This is a genomic window from Chryseobacterium turcicum (genome assembly GCF_021010565.1).
Taxonomy (GTDB): domain Bacteria; phylum Bacteroidota; class Bacteroidia; order Flavobacteriales; family Weeksellaceae; genus Chryseobacterium; species Chryseobacterium turcicum.
The window spans coordinates 301,886-324,513 of record NZ_JAJNAY010000002.1; the positions used below are offsets into that span (position 1 = coordinate 301,886).

20 protein-coding genes are annotated in these 22,628 nt (G+C 33.5%); 7 read left to right on the forward strand and 13 right to left on the reverse strand.

Annotated features, from left to right (window positions below):
* Window positions 1–142 precede the first annotated feature (142 nt).
* The 4 genes from LO744_RS16165 to LO744_RS16180 form a co-directional block, all read right to left on the reverse strand.
* On the reverse strand, window positions 143–1,423 hold the full coding sequence (locus tag LO744_RS16165; protein WP_230671181.1) for an alpha-amylase family glycosyl hydrolase: 1,281 nt from the start codon (window positions 1,421–1,423) through the stop codon (window positions 143–145).
* 278 nt (window positions 1,424–1,701) lie between these two features.
* A complete protein-coding gene (locus LO744_RS16170) occupies window positions 1,702–2,304 on the reverse strand; it encodes a plasmid pRiA4b ORF-3 family protein (RefSeq protein WP_230671183.1) in 603 nt (200 codons plus the stop codon).
* A gap of 132 nt (window positions 2,305–2,436) precedes the next feature.
* Complete coding sequence (locus LO744_RS16175) at window positions 2,437–3,468, reverse strand: sensor histidine kinase (protein ID WP_230671185.1); 1,032 nt, start codon at window positions 3,466–3,468, stop codon at window positions 2,437–2,439.
* Between the two features lie 44 nt (window positions 3,469–3,512).
* Entirely contained in the window at window positions 3,513–4,190 is a 678-nt protein-coding gene (locus LO744_RS16180; RefSeq protein ID WP_230671187.1) for a response regulator, read from the reverse strand.
* A 188-nt stretch (window positions 4,191–4,378) separates the two neighbouring features.
* Between LO744_RS16180 and LO744_RS16185 the strand changes: the two genes are divergently transcribed.
* The 4 genes from LO744_RS16185 (at window position 4,379) to LO744_RS16200 (ending at window position 10,647) form a co-directional block, all read left to right on the forward strand.
* The gene (locus tag LO744_RS16185; RefSeq protein ID WP_230671189.1) at window positions 4,379–6,952 is read left to right on the forward strand and encodes a TonB-dependent receptor domain-containing protein; all 2,574 of its coding nucleotides are present in this window, start codon (window positions 4,379–4,381) and stop codon (window positions 6,950–6,952) included.
* A 28-nt stretch (window positions 6,953–6,980) separates the two neighbouring features.
* Complete coding sequence (locus LO744_RS16190; protein WP_230671191.1) at window positions 6,981–8,141, forward strand: hypothetical protein; 1,161 nt, start codon at window positions 6,981–6,983, stop codon at window positions 8,139–8,141.
* An 89-nt stretch (window positions 8,142–8,230) separates the two neighbouring features.
* The gene (locus LO744_RS16195; RefSeq protein ID WP_230671193.1) at window positions 8,231–9,259 is read left to right on the forward strand and encodes a hypothetical protein; all 1,029 of its coding nucleotides are present in this window, start codon (window positions 8,231–8,233) and stop codon (window positions 9,257–9,259) included.
* Between the two features lie 218 nt (window positions 9,260–9,477).
* The gene (locus LO744_RS16200) at window positions 9,478–10,647 is read left to right on the forward strand and encodes a hypothetical protein (protein ID WP_230671195.1); all 1,170 of its coding nucleotides are present in this window, start codon (window positions 9,478–9,480) and stop codon (window positions 10,645–10,647) included.
* 65 nt (window positions 10,648–10,712) lie between these two features.
* On the opposite strand, the gene LO744_RS16205 is transcribed toward LO744_RS16200, so the two are convergent.
* The 7 genes from LO744_RS16205 to LO744_RS16235 all read right to left on the reverse strand — a co-directional run bounded on the left by LO744_RS16205 (window position 10,713) and on the right by LO744_RS16235 (window position 17,775).
* Window positions 10,713–11,558: a helix-turn-helix domain-containing protein gene (locus tag LO744_RS16205; RefSeq protein ID WP_230671197.1), complete on the reverse strand. Its 846-nt coding sequence runs from the start codon at window positions 11,556–11,558 to the stop codon at window positions 10,713–10,715.
* Window positions 11,559–11,630: 72 nt separating this feature from the next.
* Window positions 11,631–12,296, reverse strand: coding sequence for an ankyrin repeat domain-containing protein (locus tag LO744_RS16210; RefSeq protein ID WP_230671199.1), 666 nt, complete (start codon window positions 12,294–12,296; stop codon window positions 11,631–11,633).
* An 18-nt stretch (window positions 12,297–12,314) separates the two neighbouring features.
* A complete protein-coding gene (locus LO744_RS16215; RefSeq protein WP_230671201.1) occupies window positions 12,315–13,646 on the reverse strand; it encodes an amidohydrolase in 1,332 nt (443 codons plus the stop codon).
* Window positions 13,647–13,826: 180 nt separating this feature from the next.
* Window positions 13,827–15,110, reverse strand: a complete 1,284-nt coding sequence (gene hemL, locus LO744_RS16220; RefSeq protein ID WP_230671203.1) for a glutamate-1-semialdehyde 2,1-aminomutase — start codon at window positions 15,108–15,110, stop codon at window positions 13,827–13,829.
* Window positions 15,111–15,189: 79 nt separating this feature from the next.
* The gene (locus LO744_RS16225) at window positions 15,190–16,248 is read right to left on the reverse strand and encodes a glucosaminidase domain-containing protein (RefSeq protein ID WP_230671205.1); all 1,059 of its coding nucleotides are present in this window, start codon (window positions 16,246–16,248) and stop codon (window positions 15,190–15,192) included.
* 67 nt (window positions 16,249–16,315) lie between these two features.
* The gene (locus tag LO744_RS16230) at window positions 16,316–17,224 is read right to left on the reverse strand and encodes a 1-aminocyclopropane-1-carboxylate deaminase/D-cysteine desulfhydrase (protein ID WP_230671207.1); all 909 of its coding nucleotides are present in this window, start codon (window positions 17,222–17,224) and stop codon (window positions 16,316–16,318) included.
* A 224-nt stretch (window positions 17,225–17,448) separates the two neighbouring features.
* Window positions 17,449–17,775, reverse strand: coding sequence for a hypothetical protein (locus tag LO744_RS16235; RefSeq protein WP_230671209.1), 327 nt, complete (start codon window positions 17,773–17,775; stop codon window positions 17,449–17,451).
* A 30-nt stretch (window positions 17,776–17,805) separates the two neighbouring features.
* Here LO744_RS16235 and LO744_RS16240 point away from each other — a divergent pair, with 30 nt between their 5' ends.
* The 3 genes from LO744_RS16240 to LO744_RS16250 all read left to right on the forward strand — a co-directional run bounded on the left by LO744_RS16240 (window position 17,806) and on the right by LO744_RS16250 (window position 20,508).
* Window positions 17,806–17,985 (forward strand): DUF5522 domain-containing protein, encoded by a 180-nt coding sequence (locus LO744_RS16240; RefSeq protein WP_230671216.1) that lies wholly within the window; start codon window positions 17,806–17,808, stop codon window positions 17,983–17,985.
* A 5-nt stretch (window positions 17,986–17,990) separates the two neighbouring features.
* Complete coding sequence (locus LO744_RS16245; RefSeq protein ID WP_230671218.1) at window positions 17,991–18,518, forward strand: DUF4136 domain-containing protein; 528 nt, start codon at window positions 17,991–17,993, stop codon at window positions 18,516–18,518.
* Between the two features lie 196 nt (window positions 18,519–18,714).
* Entirely contained in the window at window positions 18,715–20,508 is a 1,794-nt protein-coding gene (locus LO744_RS16250; RefSeq protein WP_230671220.1) for an endonuclease, read from the forward strand.
* Window positions 20,509–20,888: 380 nt separating this feature from the next.
* On the opposite strand, the gene LO744_RS16255 is transcribed toward LO744_RS16250, so the two are convergent.
* Together LO744_RS16255 and LO744_RS16260 are read right to left on the reverse strand one after the other, a co-directional pair.
* On the reverse strand, window positions 20,889–21,845 hold the full coding sequence (locus LO744_RS16255) for a hypothetical protein (protein WP_230671222.1): 957 nt from the start codon (window positions 21,843–21,845) through the stop codon (window positions 20,889–20,891).
* A 211-nt stretch (window positions 21,846–22,056) separates the two neighbouring features.
* Complete coding sequence (locus LO744_RS16260) at window positions 22,057–22,524, reverse strand: hypothetical protein (protein WP_230671224.1); 468 nt, start codon at window positions 22,522–22,524, stop codon at window positions 22,057–22,059.
* Window positions 22,525–22,628: the final 104 nt, after the last annotated feature.

Sequence of the window (22,628 nt, forward strand, 5' to 3'; positions counted from 1 at the left end):
ATAAGTTGATGAAAGAAAATAGATAAAAGACTTACAATCAGATAAAAATTTTTCGCCATAATAGCTTTAAATTTTCTTTCGCAGCTGGTTTTTCAAGAAAATATTTAAATACCTACCATAAAATCCATAATTATTTGCAGATTTATTTTTCAAAAACAGCGTAATCGGAAACTTTAAAGCTAAAGTTTTTTCCGGTATTAAAATCTCTTTTCGTTCCATCAAAAACATTTTTAAAAACTCCAGATACATTTTCATCCTCAATGGTAAAGTCAACATTTTCTTTTGAAAAATTGAGCACAACTAAAACTTCATTCCACTTATTCTTTCTGATGTAAGCGAAAATTTTATCATTCGCAGAAGTATTTAAAAGATAAGTCACAACATTTGAATCACCGCCTCTTAAAGCAGGATTTGAAGATTTTAAATTTAAAAGGGTTGTATAAAAATCGGCCATTTGGCAATTATTCGTCCACTCAATCGGGTCTTTTTCAAAGAATTCTAATCTTTTCAAATTGGGAAGTTCTTGCCCTGAATATAATAAAGGAATTCCGTTCCAGGTCGCAGAAAAAACTGCCATTGGCTTGGTGATATCGCCGTATTTTTCGTATTCGGTTCCATTCCATGAATTTTCATCATGATTGGTAGTAAACCACGCTCTCATTGTAGAATCTCCTATTTGAGAATATTTTCTAAGCAAATCTACAAGCTCATGAATGGGTTGATTATTTTTATAAAACTCAGCAGATTTGTGCATCCATTTCCAAGAATAGCTCGCATCAAAAACTTTTCCGTATTCCGGGCTTTCTAATTCATCAAACTCACCAATCCAGAAAAGAGGTTTTATTTTTTCAACTTCCGGCCTTGCCTGCTCCCAAAAACCTACCGTCACCCAAGAAGCCAAATCACATCTAAAACCATCAATATCAGTTTCTTCAATCCAGAATTTCATCGCATCAATCATCGCTTCTCGCATTTCTTGATTTTGATAATCGAGCTCGATAATATCATCCATTCCGGAAGCTGTTTTGAAAGTACCATTTTCTTTCAAATAAAATTCGGGATTAGTTTTCGTCCAAGTATGTCCCCAACCAGTATGATTGGCCACCCAGTCGATAATAATATTAAAACCTAAACGATGCGCTTCATTCACCAAATGTTTAAAATCGTCCATCGTTCCAAATTCTGGGTTGATTGAGGTATAATCTGAGGCGGCATAAGGACTTCCGAGGCTTCCTTTTTTATTTTCCTGAGCAATAGGAGTAATTGGCATTAACCATAATGTTTTAACACCCATATTTTTCAGACGTGGCATCTCTTTTTCAAATGCTCTGAATGTACCTTCCTTTGTGTATTGCCTTATATTAACTTCATATATATTGGTGATGTGTTTCCATTCTTGTGGTAAATTCATATTCGTTTTCATTTTTTAAGTAAAGGGAAACATATTCTGTTTCTGAAATCAATTTTAAAAACTCGTTTAAGTTTATTATTTAAAATTTTCAATCAACTTTTTATAAAACTCTCGCTGATTTTGCAGATTTAGCAGATAAAAAAATAGATAGACAATTTCCTTAATGAGAAAAACTGCAAGATAAATTCATTTAAACAAGCTTTAAACTTTTGCAAAAATAAGAAATTGAGTTTTAAATTTTATTTGAAACAAAAAACCCTGAATTTTACTTCAGGGTTATATTTTAATTTTTATCTTTCGTTATCATCGTCTTCATCATCGAAAGCATCATCATTGTAGTCATCTTCTTCATCGTCGTCGAAATTATCGTCGTCTTCATCTGCAAAATTATTGTTTCCACCGCCGAAATCATCTTCAAAACTAAAATCGTCATCCATTAAAGGCATTGCCGATTTTTTATTTTTTGATCCTGCAGCGCTTTTACTTTTGCTTGGAGCTTTTAGAGGAGCATTTCCAAATCTATAAGTAGTAATAGGATAATTAACACTTTTAGTTTCTTCTACCACTTCTACTAATTCGCAGAAAAATTCCCAAAGATCAAGCAAGCCGTATTGAAACTGCGCTTTGTCGCCTGCAGACTCGAATGCTTCATCGATGTATACATCTGACATAATCTCGCCATCACCATCATCACTCATATCTTCTAGAGGTACGCTTTTTACAACAGTACCATCTTCTTCGAGAAGATTAAAAGTAGACAGCTCATCTCCACTAAGGTTGAATGCACTTTTAATTCCCAAATGTAAGTTCCAGAGTGTTTGTTTTCCTTTGATTTCTACATCGCGGAAAATGTCTTCTTTTGTATCTAATATTACACGGATTTTGTAAACCATATCAGTATTTCAATTACTTTTTGCCTTTATTTATTATGCTAAATTCTTACTGCAAATATATAATAAATGAGATTTTACAAAAAATATTTAATAATTTTTTAGAAACTTTTTTTTCCTTACATTTCACAAAAATCATTTGCTTTTCTCGAGCATAAAGCTAAATTTCGTACCTTCTAAGTAAACACTTTCTACTGTAATATTTTCGTTATGAGCCTCCAGTATGTGTTTTACAATGGCTAATCCTAATCCGGAACCACCTTGTCTTCTACTTCTACTGGTTTCTACACGATAGAATCTTTCAAAAATTCTTGGTAACAGTTCGGTTTTTATTCCCATCCCGTTATCAATCACTTCAATGAGCACTCTATTTTTAAGAATACTTGTTTTCACCACGACTCTAGCTTCCTGTCTGTTGGCATAATGAATAGCATTTGAAATCAAATTAATAAAAACCTGAGATATTTTCTGCTTATCTGCTTCTACAAAAATCTGGCTGTGCAAAGTCTGAAGCTGCAAAACAGTATTGTTTTTTTCGGCTTCCAAATCAAGCAGGTCAAAAATTTCTTTAATAAGAATATTAACATCAAATTTTGAAACAGTAAGATTAATTTCTCCTGCTTCTAATCTGTTGATCATATCGAGATCGTTGACAATGGCAATCAATCGTTCTACAGAAATGCCTATTCTTTCTAAATATTTATCCCTAATCGTTAGATTTTCTACTCCACCTTCCACCAAAGTTTCTACGTAACCCTGAATAGAAAAAAGTGGTGTTTTCAGCTCATGCGAGACATTTCCGATATATTCTTTACGGTAGCTTTCCATCTCCTTCATCATATCCATCTCGGTAAGCTGCTGCTGATTAAAATCTGAAAACCTTTCGCCCAATTCTTTCAGCGTAATATTATTCTGATCGCTATAAACAATTTCTTCGGGAAGAATTTTTGAAATTTTTCTGACTTGTTTTTTGGCGTAATAATTAAAAAGCAGTTCTAAAACCGCATAATTAATAATAAACATTAAAATAATGCACAGAAAAAGACCAATCTTAAATTGTGAAGTATGGTAATAAATATCTTTCAGTGAATCAAAAATAATCACTAAAATAAACATCACCAATGTAAGCAGACATGATGATACTAAGGTAAGTCTGTAAAATTTCAATTTTACAAAGTTTTAAGGTTAAATGTAAGGTTCGGAGTTCTTAATTAAACGATTAATTTATATCCTATCCCTTTTAAAGTTTGAATCGTATTGATTCCTAGTTTTTCTCTCAGTCTACGGATATGCACATCGATAGTTCTTTCGCCAACAATCACGTCATTTCCCCAAACTCTTTCAAGAATCTCTTCTCTTTTAAACACTTTTTCGGTGTTTGAAGCCAAAAGATACAATAAATCGAATTCTTTTTTAGGCAATAAAAACTGCTGTCCGCTTTTAGAAACTCTAAAGTTATCTTTGTCGATTATTAAATCACCAATTTCTATCATTTTAGCATTATCAGAAACCTGAGAGGTCAACTGAAGCAATGCATTTACTTTAGAAATAAGAATTTTCGGTTTAATTAGTTTTACAACATAATCATTGGCACCAGCTTGAAAACCGGCTAACTGAGAAAACTCTTCACTTCTTGCAGAAAGAAAAACAATAAGCGTTTTTTGCAGTTCTTTTATTTTACGAAGCTCTTGGCAAGTTTCAATCCCGTCTTTTTCGGGCATCATTACATCTAATAAGATCAAATCGGGAATAATTTCTTTGGCTTTTTCTATACCTTCATTACCATTTGTAGCGGTATAAATATCATAACCTTCTTTTTCCAGATTGTAAGACAGAATCTCTAGAATGTCGAGTTCATCGTCTATTAGAAGAATTTTCTTTTGGCTCATTTTTAAATTTTACGGTTCAAAGTTAATCAATTTTGAATCATGGATTAACACAAAGGTTATCGTTCACATAAAGTTAACAATAATTTCCATTTCGTAATGTTTAGTTAAGAAAAATTTAAATTTTACTAAACCATTTACACCAACAAACTTCTCTTCCTTTGCACCGAAAGTAATTAGTAAAAAAGAAAATGAATTTTAGAAAACTGAGTATCGCTGCATTATTCCTTACCACATCAGGAACTTTAATGTACGCTCAAGAAAAAAATGACACTGTAAAGCACGAAAAGAAAATTGAAGGTGTTATTATACAAGGTACAACCAAAAAAGGAGGTGAGGCAAACATCATCAGTGTACAGAGAAAATCTGTAGAAGTTATTGAACGAGTGGGTTCTGTACAACTTGAAAAACAAGGTGTAGGTGATGTTTCTGTAGCAGTAACTAAAGCCACAGGATCACAGAAACAAGAAGGTAGCGGACAAATTTTCATCCGCGGACTGGGTGATCGTAACAACTCTACAACAATCAACGGCCTTCAGGTTCCTTCAAATGATCCTTTATATAAAAATATCGATTTAAGTATCATTAAAACTGATATGATTGATTTCATCGGTTTGGAAAAAGTATACAATCCAAAACTTTGGGGTGATATGTCTGGAGCCAATGTTGACATCGTAACTAAAGTATATACCGGAAAGCCATACTTCAAAATAAATCTGGGATCTTCTGTTAACTTTAATGCAGTTCAGAAAAACAATTATTTCTTACAGGACGGGCCAAGCTATTTTGGCTTTGCCAAACTAGAGCAACCTTCTAAAAATGCAGTTGCAAACAGAGGGTACGTTTTTAATACGTCTTGGAAAGATCAGGAAGTAAACAATCCTTTCAACTCTAATTTGAGTTTTGATTTTGGAACCAATTTCAAGGTTGGGAGCCAGGGAAAACTAAGTATTTTCGGATACGGAGGTTTTGATAATAGTTACGAATATTTTAATGGAATTACAGGAGGTACCTATAGTGCACAGGATGATGCTCTTAGAATATATACTCAAGCAGAAGAGTTCAAATACACGACCAATACAACTGGTTTAGTAAATATCAATTACAAAATTAATCCTAATCATCAAATTAATCTATCATCAAATTATATACATACTTCTGAACAGAAATTAGGAAATTTCTCAGGATATAACAGAGATTATTATGATAACGACGTTAACCAGACAAGATACACCACTCAGCTAAGAAGAGCCACAACTCGTATTAACGATTTATTGGTAAACCAATTAAGAGGTGAGCATACTTTATCTGAACCATTGAAAATATCTTGGAATGTAGGATATAACAGATTAGACAGTAGAAGACCAGACAGACAACAGAATGTAACTGTTTTAGACAAACAGCAAAACTATAGTTTCTTCGCAAGTAGTAATCCTGGGGCAAACAACAGATATTACGATCAGCTTTTGGAAAATGATTTTGTAGGTGATATTCATGCAGATTACAAATTGGGAGAAAGCGCAAAAATTACTTTAGGGTATAGCGGAAGATATAAAGAGAGTGATTTCAAAGCAACACAATACAACTTTAGAATTTTACCGGTACAAGGAAGTTACTTTGTTGATCCTAAAAATTATGACACATTCTTTAATCTTACCAATTATCAATCGGGAGTTTTCTTTGACGTTGTGACTTTTAGAGGTGATGTGAAATATTCTCCGGAACAAGCACTAATTCCGCAAACATTTACTTCTGAAATGACTAATAATGCAGGTTATGTAAATGTAGATTACAAATTCAGCGATAAGTTTACAGCACAGGTTGGAGTACGATACGAAAATCTAATGCAAAAACTTAAATATAATACTGCAATTCAGGAAGGAAAGCAAGACAGAGATTACAATAAAATCTTACCTGCTTTCAACTTGAAATATAGCTTAAATGATAAGCATAATTTAAGATTAGCAGGATCTAAAACCTATACTTCTCCATTATTACTTGAAATTGCTCCTTTCGAATATGAAGATATTGAAGAAAGTACATTGGGTAACCAATCAAACTACCTTGCAGATAACTACAATGTAGATTTAAAATGGGAATGGTTTCCAAGTAAAAATGAATTGATATCATTATCTGCATTTGGAAAATATATCCAAAATCCTCTTGCAAGAGTAACCATCAATTCATCATCTAACTCTACTTCTGTAATGAACGTAGGAGACACAGGAAGAGTATATGGACTAGAAGCAGAAATCAGAAAAGATATCTACAGCGCTGGAAATACAAGATTATATGCATTCTTAAACGGTACCTATTTAAATACTGAACAAGAACTTAACAACGACAAAGTTGCTAAAGAAAATTCAGGACCTGGACAGTCTAACTACTCTACTAACTTTAATGTTACAAAAGATAAAATGCAAGGTGCTTCAGATTTCTTAGCCAATGCTAATATTGGTTTAGAACAGAAATGGGGTAACAAAAACTCGATGGATTTAGTTGTTTCATATTCTTATATCTCAGACAACATTTACTCTTTAGGTACACAGAACAGAGGAAATATGGTAGACAAGGCATTCAGCACATTAGATGCTACTTTGAAATTTAAATTATCAAATGGAATGGGCTTTTCTTTCACTGGAAGAAATCTAATCAACCCTTATTTCACGAGAGTTCAAGACAATCTATTAACAGGAAACGAGCTTGCTGCAAAAAAATATAAAAGAGGAACAGCTGTAGGAGCAAGCATTTCTTACGAATTCTAAATAAAAAATAAATAAAAAATATTGTAAAATGAAAAAGAACACTTTAAAATTATTAGCTGCTGCATTCATTATGTCGACAACAGCTGTAGTATTCCAATCTTGTAGTAATAATGATGATGAAGAAATCGTCGCTACAGGTATCGCTTCTGATCCTAATAATTTTAAGGGAGAAGTAAAATCTGGTGAAACAGTAACTTTAGACCCAACAAAAGTTTATAAACTTACAGGTGCAGTTGCTGTAAAAGCTGGGGGCACGTTAGTAATTCCTGCAGGAACAAGAATTGAAGCTTCAGGTGGTACTTCGGCTTATATTACAATTGAACAAGATGGTAAAATCTTCGCAAACGGTACAGCTTCTTCTCCAATTGTAATGACTTCACCCAATCCTACACCAGGAAGTTGGGGAGGCTTAGTGATCTGTGGTAAAGCTCCTATCAATAAAGGAACTACTGCAACTGCTGAAGTTGGTAATGCAACATACGGAGGAACTAATGTTTCTGATAATTCTGGAATCTTAAAATTCGTAAGAATTGAATACGCAGGTGCAATCTTTACAGGTGATAAAGAATTTAACGGTCTTTCTCTTTTCGGAGTTGGTAACGGAACTACAATTGATAACATTTCATTAATCAACGGATCTGATGATGGTATCGAGTTTTTTGGAGGAACTGTAAACGTATCAAACATCGTTTCTGTTGCGAATGAAGATGACGCTTTCGACTGGACTGAAGGCTGGAACGGAACTGCAACAAACATTTATACAAAAAGAAGAGCAAACGGCGTTGGTAACAGAGGTATCGAAGCTGATAACAATTCTTTAGACAACAACGCAAATCCAAGATCTAACCCTACCATCAAAAATGCTACTTTCATCGGAGGTACAACAGGTGAAGCTGATGCATTAAAATTAAGAGTAGGTACTTATGGTACTTTTGATAACTTAGTATTATCTAATTGGACTACTGGTATCAATGTAGAGCATGATGCTTCTGTAGCATATTTCAACGGTGGTAATAAGATTACTAACGTTAAATTTGATACAAACATTGCTACCAAAGCTTCTGCTAAAAATACAGCAGGTGCAGCCGTAACAATTTTAGCAAACACTTATTCAGAAAATGCGTCTGCAACCGGTGCAGGAAACGGAATAAACACTCCAACTTGGGCTACAGGCTGGGCTGGATTGTAACATATATAAATTATACAAGGTCGTTCAAATTTTTTATTCAAAATTTGAACGACCTATTTTAAATCACCAAATCATTTAAACTTAATATCATGAAACTAAATTTAGTATTTAGCAAAATAGCATTTGCTTTTATTTTAATCAGTCAATTTGTATTTTCTCAAGATTTTAGTACACAAGCCAATTTTTCTAATTTCAAAGTAAGCTACGTAGGCCCTGATCAATTTATTCATTATAACTACGATGTTCAAGGTAAGTACAGAGGTTACAACTTAGCTATGTACTTTAATACAGTATCAGACGATAAAAGAATTTTCACTAATTCTGTTTTTGATGATTCTAATTATGATCCAATTTACTATCCAACATCAACTACTATTGATACTTGGAATTTAATATGGGATGATTATTCTAAAGTAAAAAATGCTGTGAAATATATTTTGGTTATTAAAACTTGGCCTGTATATAATATTGATGGCAGTATATTGATTCCAGAATTAACAAAAACTTTAGAATATACAGCTCCGACTACAACCCCAAACTTAACAGTAACATCTGTTCAAATTTACAGTAGCTCAAGCGGAGTTAAAATTTTTGATTCCACTACAAGTAGCAACGGAGGACCACAATTGCAAAAAAATGCCAGTTATAAATTTAAAGTTACAGTAACTAAAACAGGTAATGCTGCTATAAATAATTTGAGATTCGATTTATGTCAATATGATGCATTACAAGGAACTTATCCTGGCGTTTCTCCTCAAGCCGTAAAGACTCAATATTTAAATATTGGACAAACTGAAAACAGTACAATAGCAGAAACTGAAACAACTATTGCAAATTTTGGTTCAAATAGTTTTATTGGAATTGCCTTTCATTTAGATAAAGATAATATAATTCCAGAAACAGATAAAAATGATAACATAAAATTATTAACGGCAGCATACCATGGCAGAATAGCAAATCAAGTAGACGTTAGTGTTTATGACATGAGTGGTAATTTTCTTAAAAAACTAAAAACCACTTCAGACGATACAGATTTTATGAATGTTAAATCTCAATTAGGTTCAGGAAAATATATTTTAAGATCTAATGAGAAATCACGTCAGGTCTTAATAAAATAAACTTTTTTTTCTTCATATCAAATTGAAAACCACGCTCGGAATATATTTTCCGGGCGTGGTTATTTTTTGCACTAAACTTAAATTTCATTTTAAATATTTCGGCTAAAATCAATTCATCCTATTTTGAATTGGGATAATAAACAGAAAAATGGTAATTTGGTCTTCTCATTCAAAATACATTGATAAAAATACCGTTGAAAGAGAATAACCTGAGAATTATGAAGAAAAATCGCTTAAAAATACTCTTCGCAGCTTTTATTATAGGCTCGTCATTAATTATTCATTCGTGCAGTAAAGATGAAGACATAACTTCTGAAATTGCAGTAGTAGGAATCGCTCAGGATCCCAACAATTTTAAAGGCGACGTTACCAACGGACAAGTGGTAACCCTTGACCCAATGAAATCTTATAAACTCACAGGTATTGTTACCATAAAAAATGGAGGTACTCTAGTTATTCCCGCCGGAATAAAAATTACCGCCACAGCAGGCGCTGCCTCTTACATTCTTGTCGAGCAGGGTGGTAAAATCTTTGCCAACGGAACAGCCGGTTCACCGGTTTTATTTACATCAGAAACAACCGTTGCCGGAAACTGGGGCGGAATCGTCATTTGTGGTAAAGCTCCGATTAATACAGGAAGTACAGGTTCATCAGAAATAGGAAATTTAATATATGGAGGTACCGAAGCTGATGATAATTCAGGATCTCTGAACTTTGTAAGAATTGAATATGCAGGGGCCGAATTCGCTGCCGGTAAAAAGTTTAACGGTCTTTCTCTTTTCGGAATTGGTAGCGTGACCCGAGTAGAAAGTGTAGCACTTTTAAATAATGCAGACGATGGCATTGAAATTTATGGCGGAACAGTAAATGTTTCAAACATTGTTTCAGCCTCAAATACTAATAATGCTTTCAGCTATAAAGATGGATGGATTGGTAGCGCAACCAATATTTTCACCAAAAGAAAAGCAGACGGAACCGGGAATAACGGAATTAAAGGTATCAATAACAATACAAATCCTACTGCTATACCCATTTCAAAACCGACCATTAAAAACGTAACATTAATCGGCGGAACAAATACCGGAGAATCTAATGCGTTTAAGCTATCTTCCGGAACTCAGGCAGATATTGAAAATATTGTCACTTCAAATTGGCAAACAGGTTTTAACTTTGAAGGTGATGAGACGATCACTTATTTTAATGATCAAAATAAAATAAAAGACATATTATTTAGTACAAATACGACTACTAAAGCCTCAGCAACTTCAACTGCGGGTACAGCTGTAACTATTTCACCAAATACCTACATAGAAAAAACTGATGCAACCGGAGCCGGAAACGGAATTCTAATACCATCTTGGGCCGTTGGTTGGTCTGGTTTACAATAGTAAATGAATTAAAACTTAACAATACAATTCCTTAGAAATTTCTGAGGAATTTTTGTTTCAATAAATCACTCTTTGAATTGAGAAGGCGTCATTCCTGTATGTGATTTGAAAAATTTTGAAAAGCTTGCTTGATCATAAAATCCCAAATCAAAAACAATGTCTTTCACCGATTTTTCTGAAACTTTCAGAAGACGTTTTGCTTCGAGTAAAATTCGGTCTTGGATAAGAGATGAAGCCGAAGAATTGAGACTTTTTTTACAGATGATATTCAAATAATTGGGCGAAATATTAAGTTTTTCAGCATAAAAAGAAACCGAACGTTCATCTTTAAAATGGATATCAATAAGATTTAGAAATTTCGAAAAAACAGGATTTGCATGATAGCGTTCGTCATTTTTAAAAATAAACTCTACCGATTCGCTGATTAACAAACCAATCACCTCAGTCCTTTTTTGTATCATTTCCCAAAATATAGCTTCGCGATTCAACAGTTTTTTAATGGTTTTAAATTCATAAATCAATCCATCAAAACTTACATCCGAAAGATCAATGACCGGATGATTTTGGTAAAACAACTGTGAAAATCTTAAAGCCGGAATTAAACTTTCAAACCATTCCCTGCTGATCATCAATTGATATCCTACCGTTCCTGCTTCAATATTCCAGTGATGCACCTGATCTGAAAATACCAAATGAATCTGATGATTTTTTACGTCATACTCTACAAAATCGATGGTATGACTGCCTTTTGCTTTTTCAAAAATATTAATGATAAAAAAATCGTGCTTGTGCGGATGGTCAATAGAGCGCTCCCCGTAAAGATCATTAAACAGAAGATGTGCTTCCAAAGACTGGTTGTCATTGAAATCCTGAATACCCAAAACCGGAAAATGATCTAAACGACGGCTCATCCCGAATGATTTTTGCTTAAAATTAGTGAAATTTATGCAGGAAATCATGTTCAGAATATAAGTTGAGACCGTTTATGATTCTAAAATTTTCACAATCTCTTCATATGCTAAAGACTTTGCGTGTTCGAGTGCAGTAATTCCATCTTTATCTGCAATATCTTTTGCGCCTTTATCTTTAAGAATCTGAACGATTTTTTGGTATTTTAAACTTCCGTTACCTAAAATTACCGCTTCCATCAAGGCTGTCCATCCCAATCTGTTTACATGATTGATTGGGAAACCTTCTGTATGCGCCAAAACTTTTACTGTTTCTACATGACCTCTTTCGCAAGCAGGAATTAAGGCCGTTCCGTTGTATCTGTTGAAGACATCAAAACGAGCTCCGTTTTTTAGAAATAATTTCACCAATTCGGTCTGCCCATTTGCTCCAGCAAATAAAAACGGACTATCCAACTGCTGATCTTGTAGGTTAACATCTGCTTTATATTCTACAAGAAGTTTTGCAATTTTCATCTTTTTCCCCACTACTGCAAGCAGCAATAAAGATCGCCCTCTTGAATCTTGTGTATTGACATCTGCCCCTTTTTCCAAAGCCATTCTTAAGCCTTCTGCATCATTGTTTTTTACAAGATCAACTACATTTTTATCATCCATCACATTTTGTTTTACAGGCAGAGACACGTTTTTTTCGCAAGCATTAATACTGATAAAAAACAAAAGAAAAAATAAAACTTTCATCGCCTGATTTTTTTTAATTTAAAATACTACATTCCCTCTATAAATAAGAGATTCTACGTTTGAAATTCTGGATACCGCTTCTGCCGAACAACTTGCATTCAGCAAAACAAAATCTGCATTGTCGCCTATTTTCGGCCATTGCTGAACGCCCTTATCGTCTAAAGGAGTTAGATTTGCCGTTGCTAATTTCAAACTTCTCGACAATAAAAACTCTGTCGACTGACCGTAAAGCTGCGCATAAAGATTGGCTTTCTCTAGCACACTTCCTGTTCCATACGTATTCCAATGATCGATAATGCTGTCATTTCCGGTGTATACGATTACATTATGTTTTTGTAAAGTCGGAAGCGGCATTATCAAGTTTCCTATAGGAATTGTTGAAGCAATTCCCAGTTGAGCATTCCCCAATTTCTCAGCAATTTCTTCTTGTTTTGTTTTATCTAATTTTCCTAAAACAAAACAATGACTAAAAAATGTTTTACCTTTCAGAAAAGGATTCTCATTTACTTTATCGATAAGATATTCTATTGTTTTCAGACCCGATTCTCCGGTTTCATGAAGATGAATATCAATTCCTTTTTGATGATCTAAAGCAAGTTGTACGGTAAAATCAATGGTCTTTTCAATCGCTCCGTCAATCGTGTAAGGATCTACTCCACCGATAAAATCAATATCCATCTGAGCCGCTTCTTTAAGATAAGGAACCGAATTTTTGTAGAAAACACCATGCTGGGGAAATGCTACAATTTCAGCTCCAAAGCTTTTCTTTTTACGCTCTAAAGCAATCTGTAAATTCTTCAAAGAATCCAGCTTGGAAGTAGGCTCTACATTCACATGACTTCTTGCAAAAGCAGTTCCTTTAGACTGAATCAACTCAATCATTTTTTCGGCTTTATAAGTAGAGTTTTTAAGTATTTCCGGCATAATTTGCTCTTCCAAAGCAATCATTCCTTTTACTCCGCCTTTTCTTCTTCTTACAGCCTGCCATTTGTCACCATAAAAAGTTTTGTCAAGGTGAATGTGCATATCTTTAAAAGCCGGAAGCATCAAAAACCCTTTTGCATCCACCGCTTTTGCTTTGGGATTATTAGGAGCTATTTTCGTGATTTTTCCGTTTTCAGTTTCTACTAAAAACAAATCTGTCTTTGTAGCAATTACTTCACCTTCTTCATATTCAAAACCTGTTTCAAGGCGCACATTTTTAAGAATTAATGTACCATTTACTGATGAAATTTTATCTTCAGAAAATGTATTTGCACTTACAATTGCAGGCGTTAAAGTAATTCCAGCCATTGCTAAAGCTGAGTTTTTCAAAAAATCTTTTCGCGAAATATTATGAGACCCTTCCATATTCAAATTCTATAGTACAAAGTTAGAAAGAAATGAAGGTTTAGAATTGTATGGTTTATTACATTGCTTGTATGAATTAAATATTTTTCCACAGATTTTTACGGGTGTTTCTGTTTAATTAAAAACAAAAAAAGGATGAAGTTTTAAACCTCATCCTTTATAATTTTATGTCTTATGATTTTAAGAATACTGAAATTTTCTTACTGCTTCTAAAGTCATATCAATCTCTTTATCTTTAATAGCATCGCTAATAAAATACGTTTCGTAGCCACTTGGCGGAAGATAAATTCCGTTGGTCAACATTTGATGAAAGAAATTATTAAACAGTGCATGATTAGCATTTTGAGCCTCATCAAAATTAGAAACCGCATTGATGTGGAAGAAAACCGACATCATCGAACCTTTTCTGTTGATTCTGTGCTCAATTCCTTTTTCACTTAAAATTTTTCCGATTTCTAAGTCTAACGTTTCTGTAGTTTTCGCCAGTCTGTTAAAAAACTCAGGGTCGTTTTTAATGATTTGCAAAGTTTTTAAACCTGCTCTCATTGCCAAAGGATTTCCACTTAAAGTTCCTGCTTGGTAAACACCACCTTTTGGAGCTAAGTGGTCCATAATTTCGTTTCTTCCGGCAAAAGCTCCTACCGGAAGACCGCCTCCGATTACTTTTCCATAAGTTACCAAATCTGCTTTCACATTATATAATTCCTGAGCTCCGCCAAAAGCAAGTCTGAAACCGGTCATTACTTCATCAAAAATCAACAAAGCTCCGTTCTCATCACAGATTTTTCTTAATTTTTGTAAGAAATTATTTTCTGGAAGTACACAACCCATATTTCCGGCAACCGGCTCTATGATGATTGCGGCAATTTCGCCCTGATGATGTCTGAACAAATCTTCAACCTGCTCAAAATCATTATATCTTGCTAATAAAGTATCTTTTGCCGTTCCTGGAGTGACACCTGGAGAATTAGGATTTCCAAAAGTTGCAGCACCACTTCCCGCCTTTATCAAAAATGAATCTGAGTGACCGTGATAACAGCCTTCAAATTTTATAAATTTATCTCTTCCTGTAAAACCTCTTGCCAATCTGATTGCGCTCATGCAAGCCTCCGTTCCTGAAGAAACCATTCTTATCTGGTCGATATTCGGAACATTTTCGGTGATGAATTTTGCGATTTCAGTTTCCAATTCAGTAGGAGCTCCAAAAGAGAAGCCTTTCTCTGCCTGAATTTTTAATTCTTCTAAAACCTCAGGATGAGTATGCCCTAAAATTGCAGGCCCCCAAGAATTAATGTAGTCTACATAGGTATTATCATCAGCATCTGTAAGGTAAGCGCCTTTCGCAGATTTCATAAAAACGGGAACTCCACCCACTGATTTAAACGCACGAACCGGAGAATTTACACCTCCCGGAATATATTTGTAAGCTTCTTCAAATAAAGCTGAACTTCTTTGGTATTTCATTATTTTAGTTGATGGTTGATGGTTGATGGTTGATAGGAATAAGTCATTAAAACTATCAACTAAAACCTAACAACCGATTTTAGTTTCTAGGTTTTTTGTCGATCAGATAAATTAATTGTCCAGCGGATGGTTTTTGCCCCTCATCCATTCTGTTTTTAGCATATAATTTATTGAGTTTGATGCCAAATTTCTGTGCGATATCATACATATCTTCGCCAGATTCGGCTTTGTAAATTGCTGTATTTCCTTCAGAATTTTTAGATTCTAAGAAAACGACTTCATTTTTCACTAATGCTGTTCCTTCCAGCTCATTCCACTTGGTTAATTTGCTTTCGCTAATTTTAAACTTCTTAGCAATATACTGTACATCAGTATCTTCAGGAATCACAATATATTTTAAACCACCATTTGGATGACTTTTAATTAAAATTGAATTAAGAATTTCGGCTTTGGTTTTAATTCTCTCCACTCTTTGCTGTTGCTGTGCGTAAGAAGTCGCTTTGTACGGAACTTTTACAGTAACAGGTGTTGTCGTTTTTTTAGTAGCTTTTGCGGGTTCCATTCTTGCCATGAAAGCACCATCGTCTTTCAGGTCAGGATATTTTTTCAGAACGGCATACAAAACTTCTTTAGAGCCTACCTCATCAAATTCGTAAAGCTTATATTTTTCAATTTTACTGATAAGAATTGATGCATAACGAGGGTTTGTAGCATAACCTGCTTTCTTTAAACCATGCGCCCATGCTCTGTAATCTTTCATATCAAGATCAAAAAGCTTAGTATAATATTTTCTCGTTGCTAAAAATATAGAGTGGTCTTCATAAGATTGTTTAGGATCGTCATACACTCGGAAACATTCATTTGGCGCATCATCGGTGTGCTTCATTGTTTTCCCCGTCCAGTCTTCTTTACATTTTATTCCGAAATGGTTTTTTCCTTCCTGTGCCAAACGGCTTTGTCCGCCACCGGTTTCCAAAAGTCCCTGCGCAAGAGTAATTGAAGCTGGAATTTTATATTTTTCCATTTCTTCTACTGCATATTGAGCAAATTTCTGAATGTATTGATCATCTGTAGCCCAGTTCTGAGCTGAGAATTTTGATAAAACTAAAAGGCTAATTAGTAAGAAAAGTCTTTTCATTTTTCTTGATTTTTTTTAAAGCCAAACCAATAATCAGTTTCACATGACTACATCATGCTTTTTGGCTTTATATTATTAAATTTCTATTTTGTTTTTCTAACAGCAAATTGGCACCTTCTATCCCTTGTAACCCTCCGGTATGAAAACACAGAATTTTACTTCCTTCAGGAAAATAATCAGCATCAATCATTTCAAAAATCTTCTGCATCATCTTTCCTGTGTAAACCGGTTCTAAAGGAATATCAAATTTCGCTTTAAAATCATTGATAAAACGAACATTTTCATCATTTATTTTACCATAGCCACCAAAAGCGGCATCGGTTAGATGAAAATTTCTCTTCGAGGTTAATTCTAAAATTTTGCTTTCTAAAGAAGAATCGTCTACTACCTTACAACCTATAACCTTTTGATTATCTTCACAAAACTCTGAAATCCCCGCCATCGTACCTCCGGTTCCAACTGCCGTGCAAAGATAATCAAAATCTTTTGTATCGTCATTGAGCATCATTTTCACGCCCTGAACAGCGTTTTCATTGGTTCCTCCTTCAGGAATAATTAATGCTTCAGGAAATTCATGCTGCAGAAACTCAGTTAGCTTTTCTTTGTGACGATATTCTTCACGGGAGACAAATTTTAAATTCATCCCATTTCTTTTGGCAATAACCAAAGTGGGATTGTCACGCCATTTATGTTCTAATTCTTCCCCTCTTATAATACCTAATGTCTTGACTTTAGAAAGATTCCCCGTTGCAGAAACAGCAGAGATATGATTAGAATATGCTCCGCCAAACGTTATGATTAAAGGATTTTCAGGCAGTGTTTCTAAATAATTATTGATATTATAAAAAAGTTTCCAATATTTATTTCCCGAAATCTGTGGGTGAATAAGGTCTTCTCTTTTGATGAAAAGCCTCACTTTTTTATTAATCGTTATTTCCTGAATGGGAATGGTTTCTGTCGGAAGTTGCAAGAACATTTTTTAGTTTAAGTAATATTTGTTTTAACAAAATTAGTTTTTTTATTTAAGCCTATAAAAACAATGCAAATTTTCCCGAAAAACCAAGATACTTGTACTGCTTTCTATTTTTAAACCACCTCGTTAAAAATTCTTTGAACTTTAGACACTCCTCAAAAGAAGAAAAATTTCGGAATGTTTACTCGAAAAATAATTGATAATTGATAATTGATAATTGATAATTATTATAAATATTTTCTAAAGCTCCAGAATTTTCTTTTTTTAAGATAATTTAAGTCGTGCTCCATTGCATATGCTTCTCTTTCAAAAGAAATAGCACGATATGCTAAGTGTGCGTTTTTAAGCCTAAAAAAATGATAATAATACTCCGCAATGTACATGACGTAAAAGAAAATCAATAAAAGCTCCAGCTGCTGTCTAAGATGTATTTTTTCATGATTGATAAGTATGCTATTTCTTTTATCTTCAGGATTTTTAATGAAAATAAAAGGATAGAGCGTAATGCCATTTATTTTTGTATTTTTGAGAAAGATTTGGCACACAATTATCATATAACAAATATAAAAGTTTTGATTTAACTTATGGCTCTTTTTGAAATCAAAGAAGGTGAAGACTTTTACTACAACGAGCAAGGCTACAAAGTTTTTACAGAAAAATTCCATCTTAAACGTGGACATTGTTGTAAAAGCGGCTGTAGACACTGTCCTTATGGATACGATAAAAAGACAGACACATTTATAAAAACCAATAAAAAAAAATAAATAAAATGAAGAAATATATTTTTATTTTGCTTGCGGCAAGTTTAGGTTTGTCGTCTTGTAGCCCCTTCAAAGTACGTTCAGATTATGCTCAAAATGCTAATTTTACGACTTATAAGACCTACAAAATCAGAATCGATGATTTAAAATTAAATGATATCGATAAAGAAAGAGTTTTAAATGAATTGTCTAAGCAATTGCAGATGAAAGGCCTTCAACCGGGAGAAAATCCTGATTTGATTGTCAACGTAAAAGCGAATCACAAAAAAATCACTGAAATTAACAGTACCAATCCATATGGAATGTGGGGCTGGGGTGGCGGTTTCGGCTGGGGTATCGGAATGAACAGAACCTGGACGAGTAATTACAACGAAGGTGCCATCATTGTAGACCTTGTAGATTCTCAAAATCAGAAATTGGTTTGGCAAGGAATCGGTAGCGGAATTGATGTAGACAGACCGAAAGCTAAGCAAAAACAAATCCCTCAGATGGTTGCTGAAATTATGGCAAACTATCCTCCAGGAATGAAAAAATAAGATTTTTAAATCAATAATATGAAAGTCAATACAAAATTTGTATTGACTTTTTTTTTGTATGATATTGCCCGCAGAAATTGGCGAAAGATTTCACAAAAATTTAATGTATAGCATAAAAGATAATTGCTTTTAAATTCAATAAAAATGTAATTTTACACCCACCAAAGTATACAAATCTTATCAAAATTATATCAATATGAAAAAACTACTTTTATGTGTGGTATTCGCGCAGCTTGCTAATGCACAGGCTCCTGCAGGATATTACAATTCAGCGAACGGATTGTCTGGAGCTACTTTAAAAACAGCTTTAAGCAATATTATTACAAACGGTCATCAGGACAAGGGTTACGGCGGGCTTTGGACCGCTTACAAAACTACCGACATTGATAAAAATTATGAAAATGACGGTTCGATTCTTGACATTTATTCAGAAAGACCAACTTCTACAGACCCTTACAAATACACTCCGGGAAATAATCAATGTGGCACCTACTCTACCGAAGGAAATTGCTATAACCGCGAACATATCGTTCCTCAAAGTCTTTTTAATGAAGCTTCCCCAATGAAAAATGATATCCACTTTATCAGGGCAACAGATGGAAAAGTAAATGGAATGCGTTCTAATTATCCTTTCGGGAAAGTTGGAAGCGCAAGTTTCACTTCTCAAAACGGGTCTAAACTGGGAAGTTCTACATCCGCAGGATTTTCAGGAACAGTCTTTGAACCGATTGACGAGTTTAAAGGAGACGTTGCAAGAATGGTTTTCTATTTTGTGACGAGGTATCAAAGTAAATTATCAACATTTTCTACCGGAAATATGATTGGAAGCTCAGCTTTTCCAGGATTACAGACTTGGGAACTGAATGTACTTTTAGATTGGCATAACCAAGACCCGGTTTCACAAGCGGAAATCAACAGGAATAATGCTTCTTACACTTTTCAGGGAAACAGAAATCCTTTTATCGATAATCCTAGCTATGTCAATCAAATTTGGGGCGGACAAGCGCCAACAAATGATACTCAAGCTCCAACAACCGTAATGAATTTAGCTGTTTCAGGAAAAACATCAAACTCAGTTTCTCTTACTTGGAATGCTGCAACAGATAATGTAGGAGTAAGTTCTTACGATGTTTACATGAATGGAAGTTTGAAAACGAACGAGACATCAACATCAACGACAGTTACCGGATTAAACCCTTCTACTACCTACAGTTTTTATGTAAAAGCAAAAGATGCAGCAGGAAATTCGTCAACAAACAGCTCAACTGTTTCAGCGACAACCAATGCGGGAACGACTAATCCAAATCCTACAGGCTGTGTGAATGAAACGTTCGAAACAATTCCATCAAGCAGCTCAGCATCCTATTCAACAAGAACATGGACCAGCAACGGAATTACATGGACAGCAACAGATTCCAGAACAGACCAAACGATATCCAACAAAGCAATTACCGTAAGAGATGGTTCTTTGAAATCAAGCAGCTCAGCAAACGGAATTGGTTCATTAACGGTTACCACGCAACTTAAGTTTAGTGGAACTAACGGAACTTTCAATGTCCAAGTCAATGGAACTACAGTTGGAACAGTTCCTTACAGCACGACGGCAACGACGACGACCATTAACAATATCAACGTTTCAGGAAATGTAATAGTAACTTTAGTAAATAATTCATCGAGCAACAGAGTAGCAATCGATAATCTGAGCTGGACTTGCAATAATTCAGCTTCAAGACAAAGCCAAACAGCGAATGCCATTGACGAGCCAAAAGAATTACAAATTTTCCCAAATCCGGTTTCTAATCAGGAGATTTTTGTGAAAGGCGAGACGCAGAGTATCAAAAAAGCGGAAATCTATAACCTTCAGGGAAAAGTGATGCAAACAATTAATAATCCGTTCAAAAACGGAAAATCAATTAAAATAAAAAGTCTTTTGCAAGGAGTTTATATTTTAAAGCTTGATGAAGCTAGTTTGAAATTTGTGATAAAATAAATTTTAAAAAAAATACAAGTAGAAAAGGCTGTTTCAATTTTGAGGCAGTCTTTTTGTTGATTTTTCAGATGATTGAGAATAAACTGTTGGTTTGCCACGAATATTACAAACCATTGGCAATATGCCATTTTGTTTAGATATGAAATTTTAGAAATTCTATTTGTTTATTTTTTTCTTAATACGCTAATGACGAATACATAATTTCAAACCATTAAGGGATTTAAATTTTTAAGATTTTTTAAGCGAAAAATCAAAGATTTTATTTAGCAGAACATTTACAATGAAACTCAACTTAATTTTACTTTAACCTTAATGATTAAATAAAAAATGTAATTCCACAGTTTTTAGTGAAGAACCATTACAATCTACAACGATTGATTTTAAATATTTTCAATAAAAACTTCTGTGGTGTACAAAACTGAAAATTCTTTGTAAGAATGAGCTAGATTCATTGATTTAATCATTCCGTTATTTTTAGAAATCTTTAAATCTCCTTTGAAATCTTCTTGGGTTTCTTCTTTATTTTTTAAGGTTTGATTTAAAAGAATTTCGTCATTGTTATCTGACAATTTTACGGTCTGTTGAATATTTAGTAAAGTTTGGTCTAAGGAAATTTCAAAAAAAGATTTTCCATTTTCAAAAACATTTCGAAAAGACGAAAAGTAGTTTTTCAAAAACCAATCTTCTTTCATTTTTTCATCAAAAACATCGGGATTCAAAACAGCATATTCAAATTCTTCGAGATATATTTTAGCATATTTATCCGGAAAAAAATCTAATAATTTGGCTTTGTTTTGATTAAAGTTTTTTAGAGTTTCTTTTGTAATTCCCACACGTACAATCTTACCTTTAATATTTACAAAAACTTCGATTGGATATAAAAACTTCATACTCTCAATCGCCAAATTTTCCATTTTGGTTTCATTTTGATTGGAAAACTGATTTTTGGTAAAATGAAAAAGATGTTCATCCAATTCATATTTTATCCATTGTAAAGAAGCGACGTAAGAAAAACTGTTTTCGATAATTCGGCCTTCATCATTTGATAATTCTTTAATTTTAATTTTAAATTCTTCATTAAAATCAATCGGATTAAATACAATTTTGGGGTTTAGCTCAGTACTTTTAAAAGGAACGTCATTTTTATCATTGTATCCTTTTATTTTGGCAAAATCTGGAAACAATAATTTTTTTCCTGGAATTAATTCATCCATTATAAAATCGTCATTTGTACAGTGTATATTGTGAAATTCCTTAAGGTAAACGGGATTTTCAAGCTTGATTTTCTCTGCAATATTTTCGAGAGTATCTCCGGGAAGTATAAAATGAATCATCATAAGGTGTTTTTTTCTTCATTATTTTGAATTACTTAGAGCCTGTTTAAGTTTTATTAATTTAAATTCTGTAAGATTGACTTTTGATTTTTTTCAATCATTTTATATAATTCTCGCAGATTGTACAGATTTAGCAGATTAAAAAAAGAGCAATTATCTACTTAATCAGCAAAATCTGCGGGATAAATTATTACCATTTAAATTTAACAAGCTCTTATTCTTTTATCAATTCATACGTCTCATTTTCACCAACCGTTTCATTGATAAAATTGCTTTTCAAAAAATATTTTTTATCCTTTTTTGAAATAATAAAAGTGGAATCTTTCTGATTTTTAAGGGACATAATGATTTCATTTTCAGTCTTATTGATAATTTTTAACTCTCTTTCAAAATTTTCGATATAAGTATCTAAGCCCAATTTTGCAGAATCTTTTTTAATGTTAATTCTAATCATTCCCCATCCTCTCGGGTCTGCAGATTCGTCTTTCATTCTCAAAAAATTACAGGAATAATTTCCAAGCCATGAAGTTGATTTTTGGGGAGTTTTTACCTCAACAGTAGGTTTCAATTTTAAAGAGTCTGACTCTTTTGAAACCACAATTTCCTTTGAAACTGGTTTTTCTTCCTTACAAGCCGCAAGAGATAGTATTGAAAGTACAAAAACTATATAAAATTTGAACATGATTTGTGATAAGTTACTGTGGTTCTATAAATTTAGTAAAGTTTATCTCAATTAATGGAATGATATTTTTTTTACTTGTTTGCATCTTTAGAATTTATAAAAGC

What these genes read in the sequence shown, in the direction of transcription:
- LO744_RS16185 (WP_230671189.1), top strand. Translation starts at nt 4,379, where the DNA reads ATGAATTTTAGAAAACTGAGTATCGCTGCATTATTCCTTACCACATCA.
- LO744_RS16200 (WP_230671195.1), top strand. Translation starts at nt 9,478, where the DNA reads ATGAAGAAAAATCGCTTAAAAATACTCTTCGCAGCTTTTATTATAGGC.
- LO744_RS16205 (WP_230671197.1), bottom strand. Translation starts at nt 11,558, where the DNA reads ATGAGCCGTCGTTTAGATCATTTTCCGGTTTTGGGTATTCAGGATTTC.
- LO744_RS16210 (WP_230671199.1), bottom strand. Translation starts at nt 12,296, where the DNA reads ATGAAAGTTTTATTTTTTCTTTTGTTTTTTATCAGTATTAATGCTTGC.
- LO744_RS16240 (WP_230671216.1), top strand. Translation starts at nt 17,806, where the DNA reads ATGGCTCTTTTTGAAATCAAAGAAGGTGAAGACTTTTACTACAACGAG.
- LO744_RS16170 (WP_230671183.1), bottom strand. Translation starts at nt 2,304, where the DNA reads ATGGTTTACAAAATCCGTGTAATATTAGATACAAAAGAAGACATTTTC.
- LO744_RS16215 (WP_230671201.1), bottom strand. Translation starts at nt 13,646, where the DNA reads ATGGAAGGGTCTCATAATATTTCGCGAAAAGATTTTTTGAAAAACTCA.
- LO744_RS16250 (WP_230671220.1), top strand. Translation starts at nt 18,715, where the DNA reads ATGAAAAAACTACTTTTATGTGTGGTATTCGCGCAGCTTGCTAATGCA.
- LO744_RS16165 (WP_230671181.1), bottom strand. Translation starts at nt 1,423, where the DNA reads ATGAAAACGAATATGAATTTACCACAAGAATGGAAACACATCACCAAT.
- LO744_RS16230 (WP_230671207.1), bottom strand. Translation starts at nt 17,224, where the DNA reads ATGTTCTTGCAACTTCCGACAGAAACCATTCCCATTCAGGAAATAACG.
- hemL (WP_230671203.1), bottom strand. Translation starts at nt 15,110, where the DNA reads ATGAAATACCAAAGAAGTTCAGCTTTATTTGAAGAAGCTTACAAATAT.
- LO744_RS16255 (WP_230671222.1), bottom strand. Translation starts at nt 21,845, where the DNA reads ATGATGATTCATTTTATACTTCCCGGAGATACTCTCGAAAATATTGCA.
- LO744_RS16225 (WP_230671205.1), bottom strand. Translation starts at nt 16,248, where the DNA reads ATGAAAAGACTTTTCTTACTAATTAGCCTTTTAGTTTTATCAAAATTC.
- LO744_RS16235 (WP_230671209.1), bottom strand. Translation starts at nt 17,775, where the DNA reads ATGATAATTGTGTGCCAAATCTTTCTCAAAAATACAAAAATAAATGGC.
- LO744_RS16190 (WP_230671191.1), top strand. Translation starts at nt 6,981, where the DNA reads ATGAAAAAGAACACTTTAAAATTATTAGCTGCTGCATTCATTATGTCG.
- LO744_RS16195 (WP_230671193.1), top strand. Translation starts at nt 8,231, where the DNA reads ATGAAACTAAATTTAGTATTTAGCAAAATAGCATTTGCTTTTATTTTA.
- LO744_RS16180 (WP_230671187.1), bottom strand. Translation starts at nt 4,190, where the DNA reads ATGAGCCAAAAGAAAATTCTTCTAATAGACGATGAACTCGACATTCTA.
- LO744_RS16245 (WP_230671218.1), top strand. Translation starts at nt 17,991, where the DNA reads ATGAAGAAATATATTTTTATTTTGCTTGCGGCAAGTTTAGGTTTGTCG.
- LO744_RS16260 (WP_230671224.1), bottom strand. Translation starts at nt 22,524, where the DNA reads ATGTTCAAATTTTATATAGTTTTTGTACTTTCAATACTATCTCTTGCG.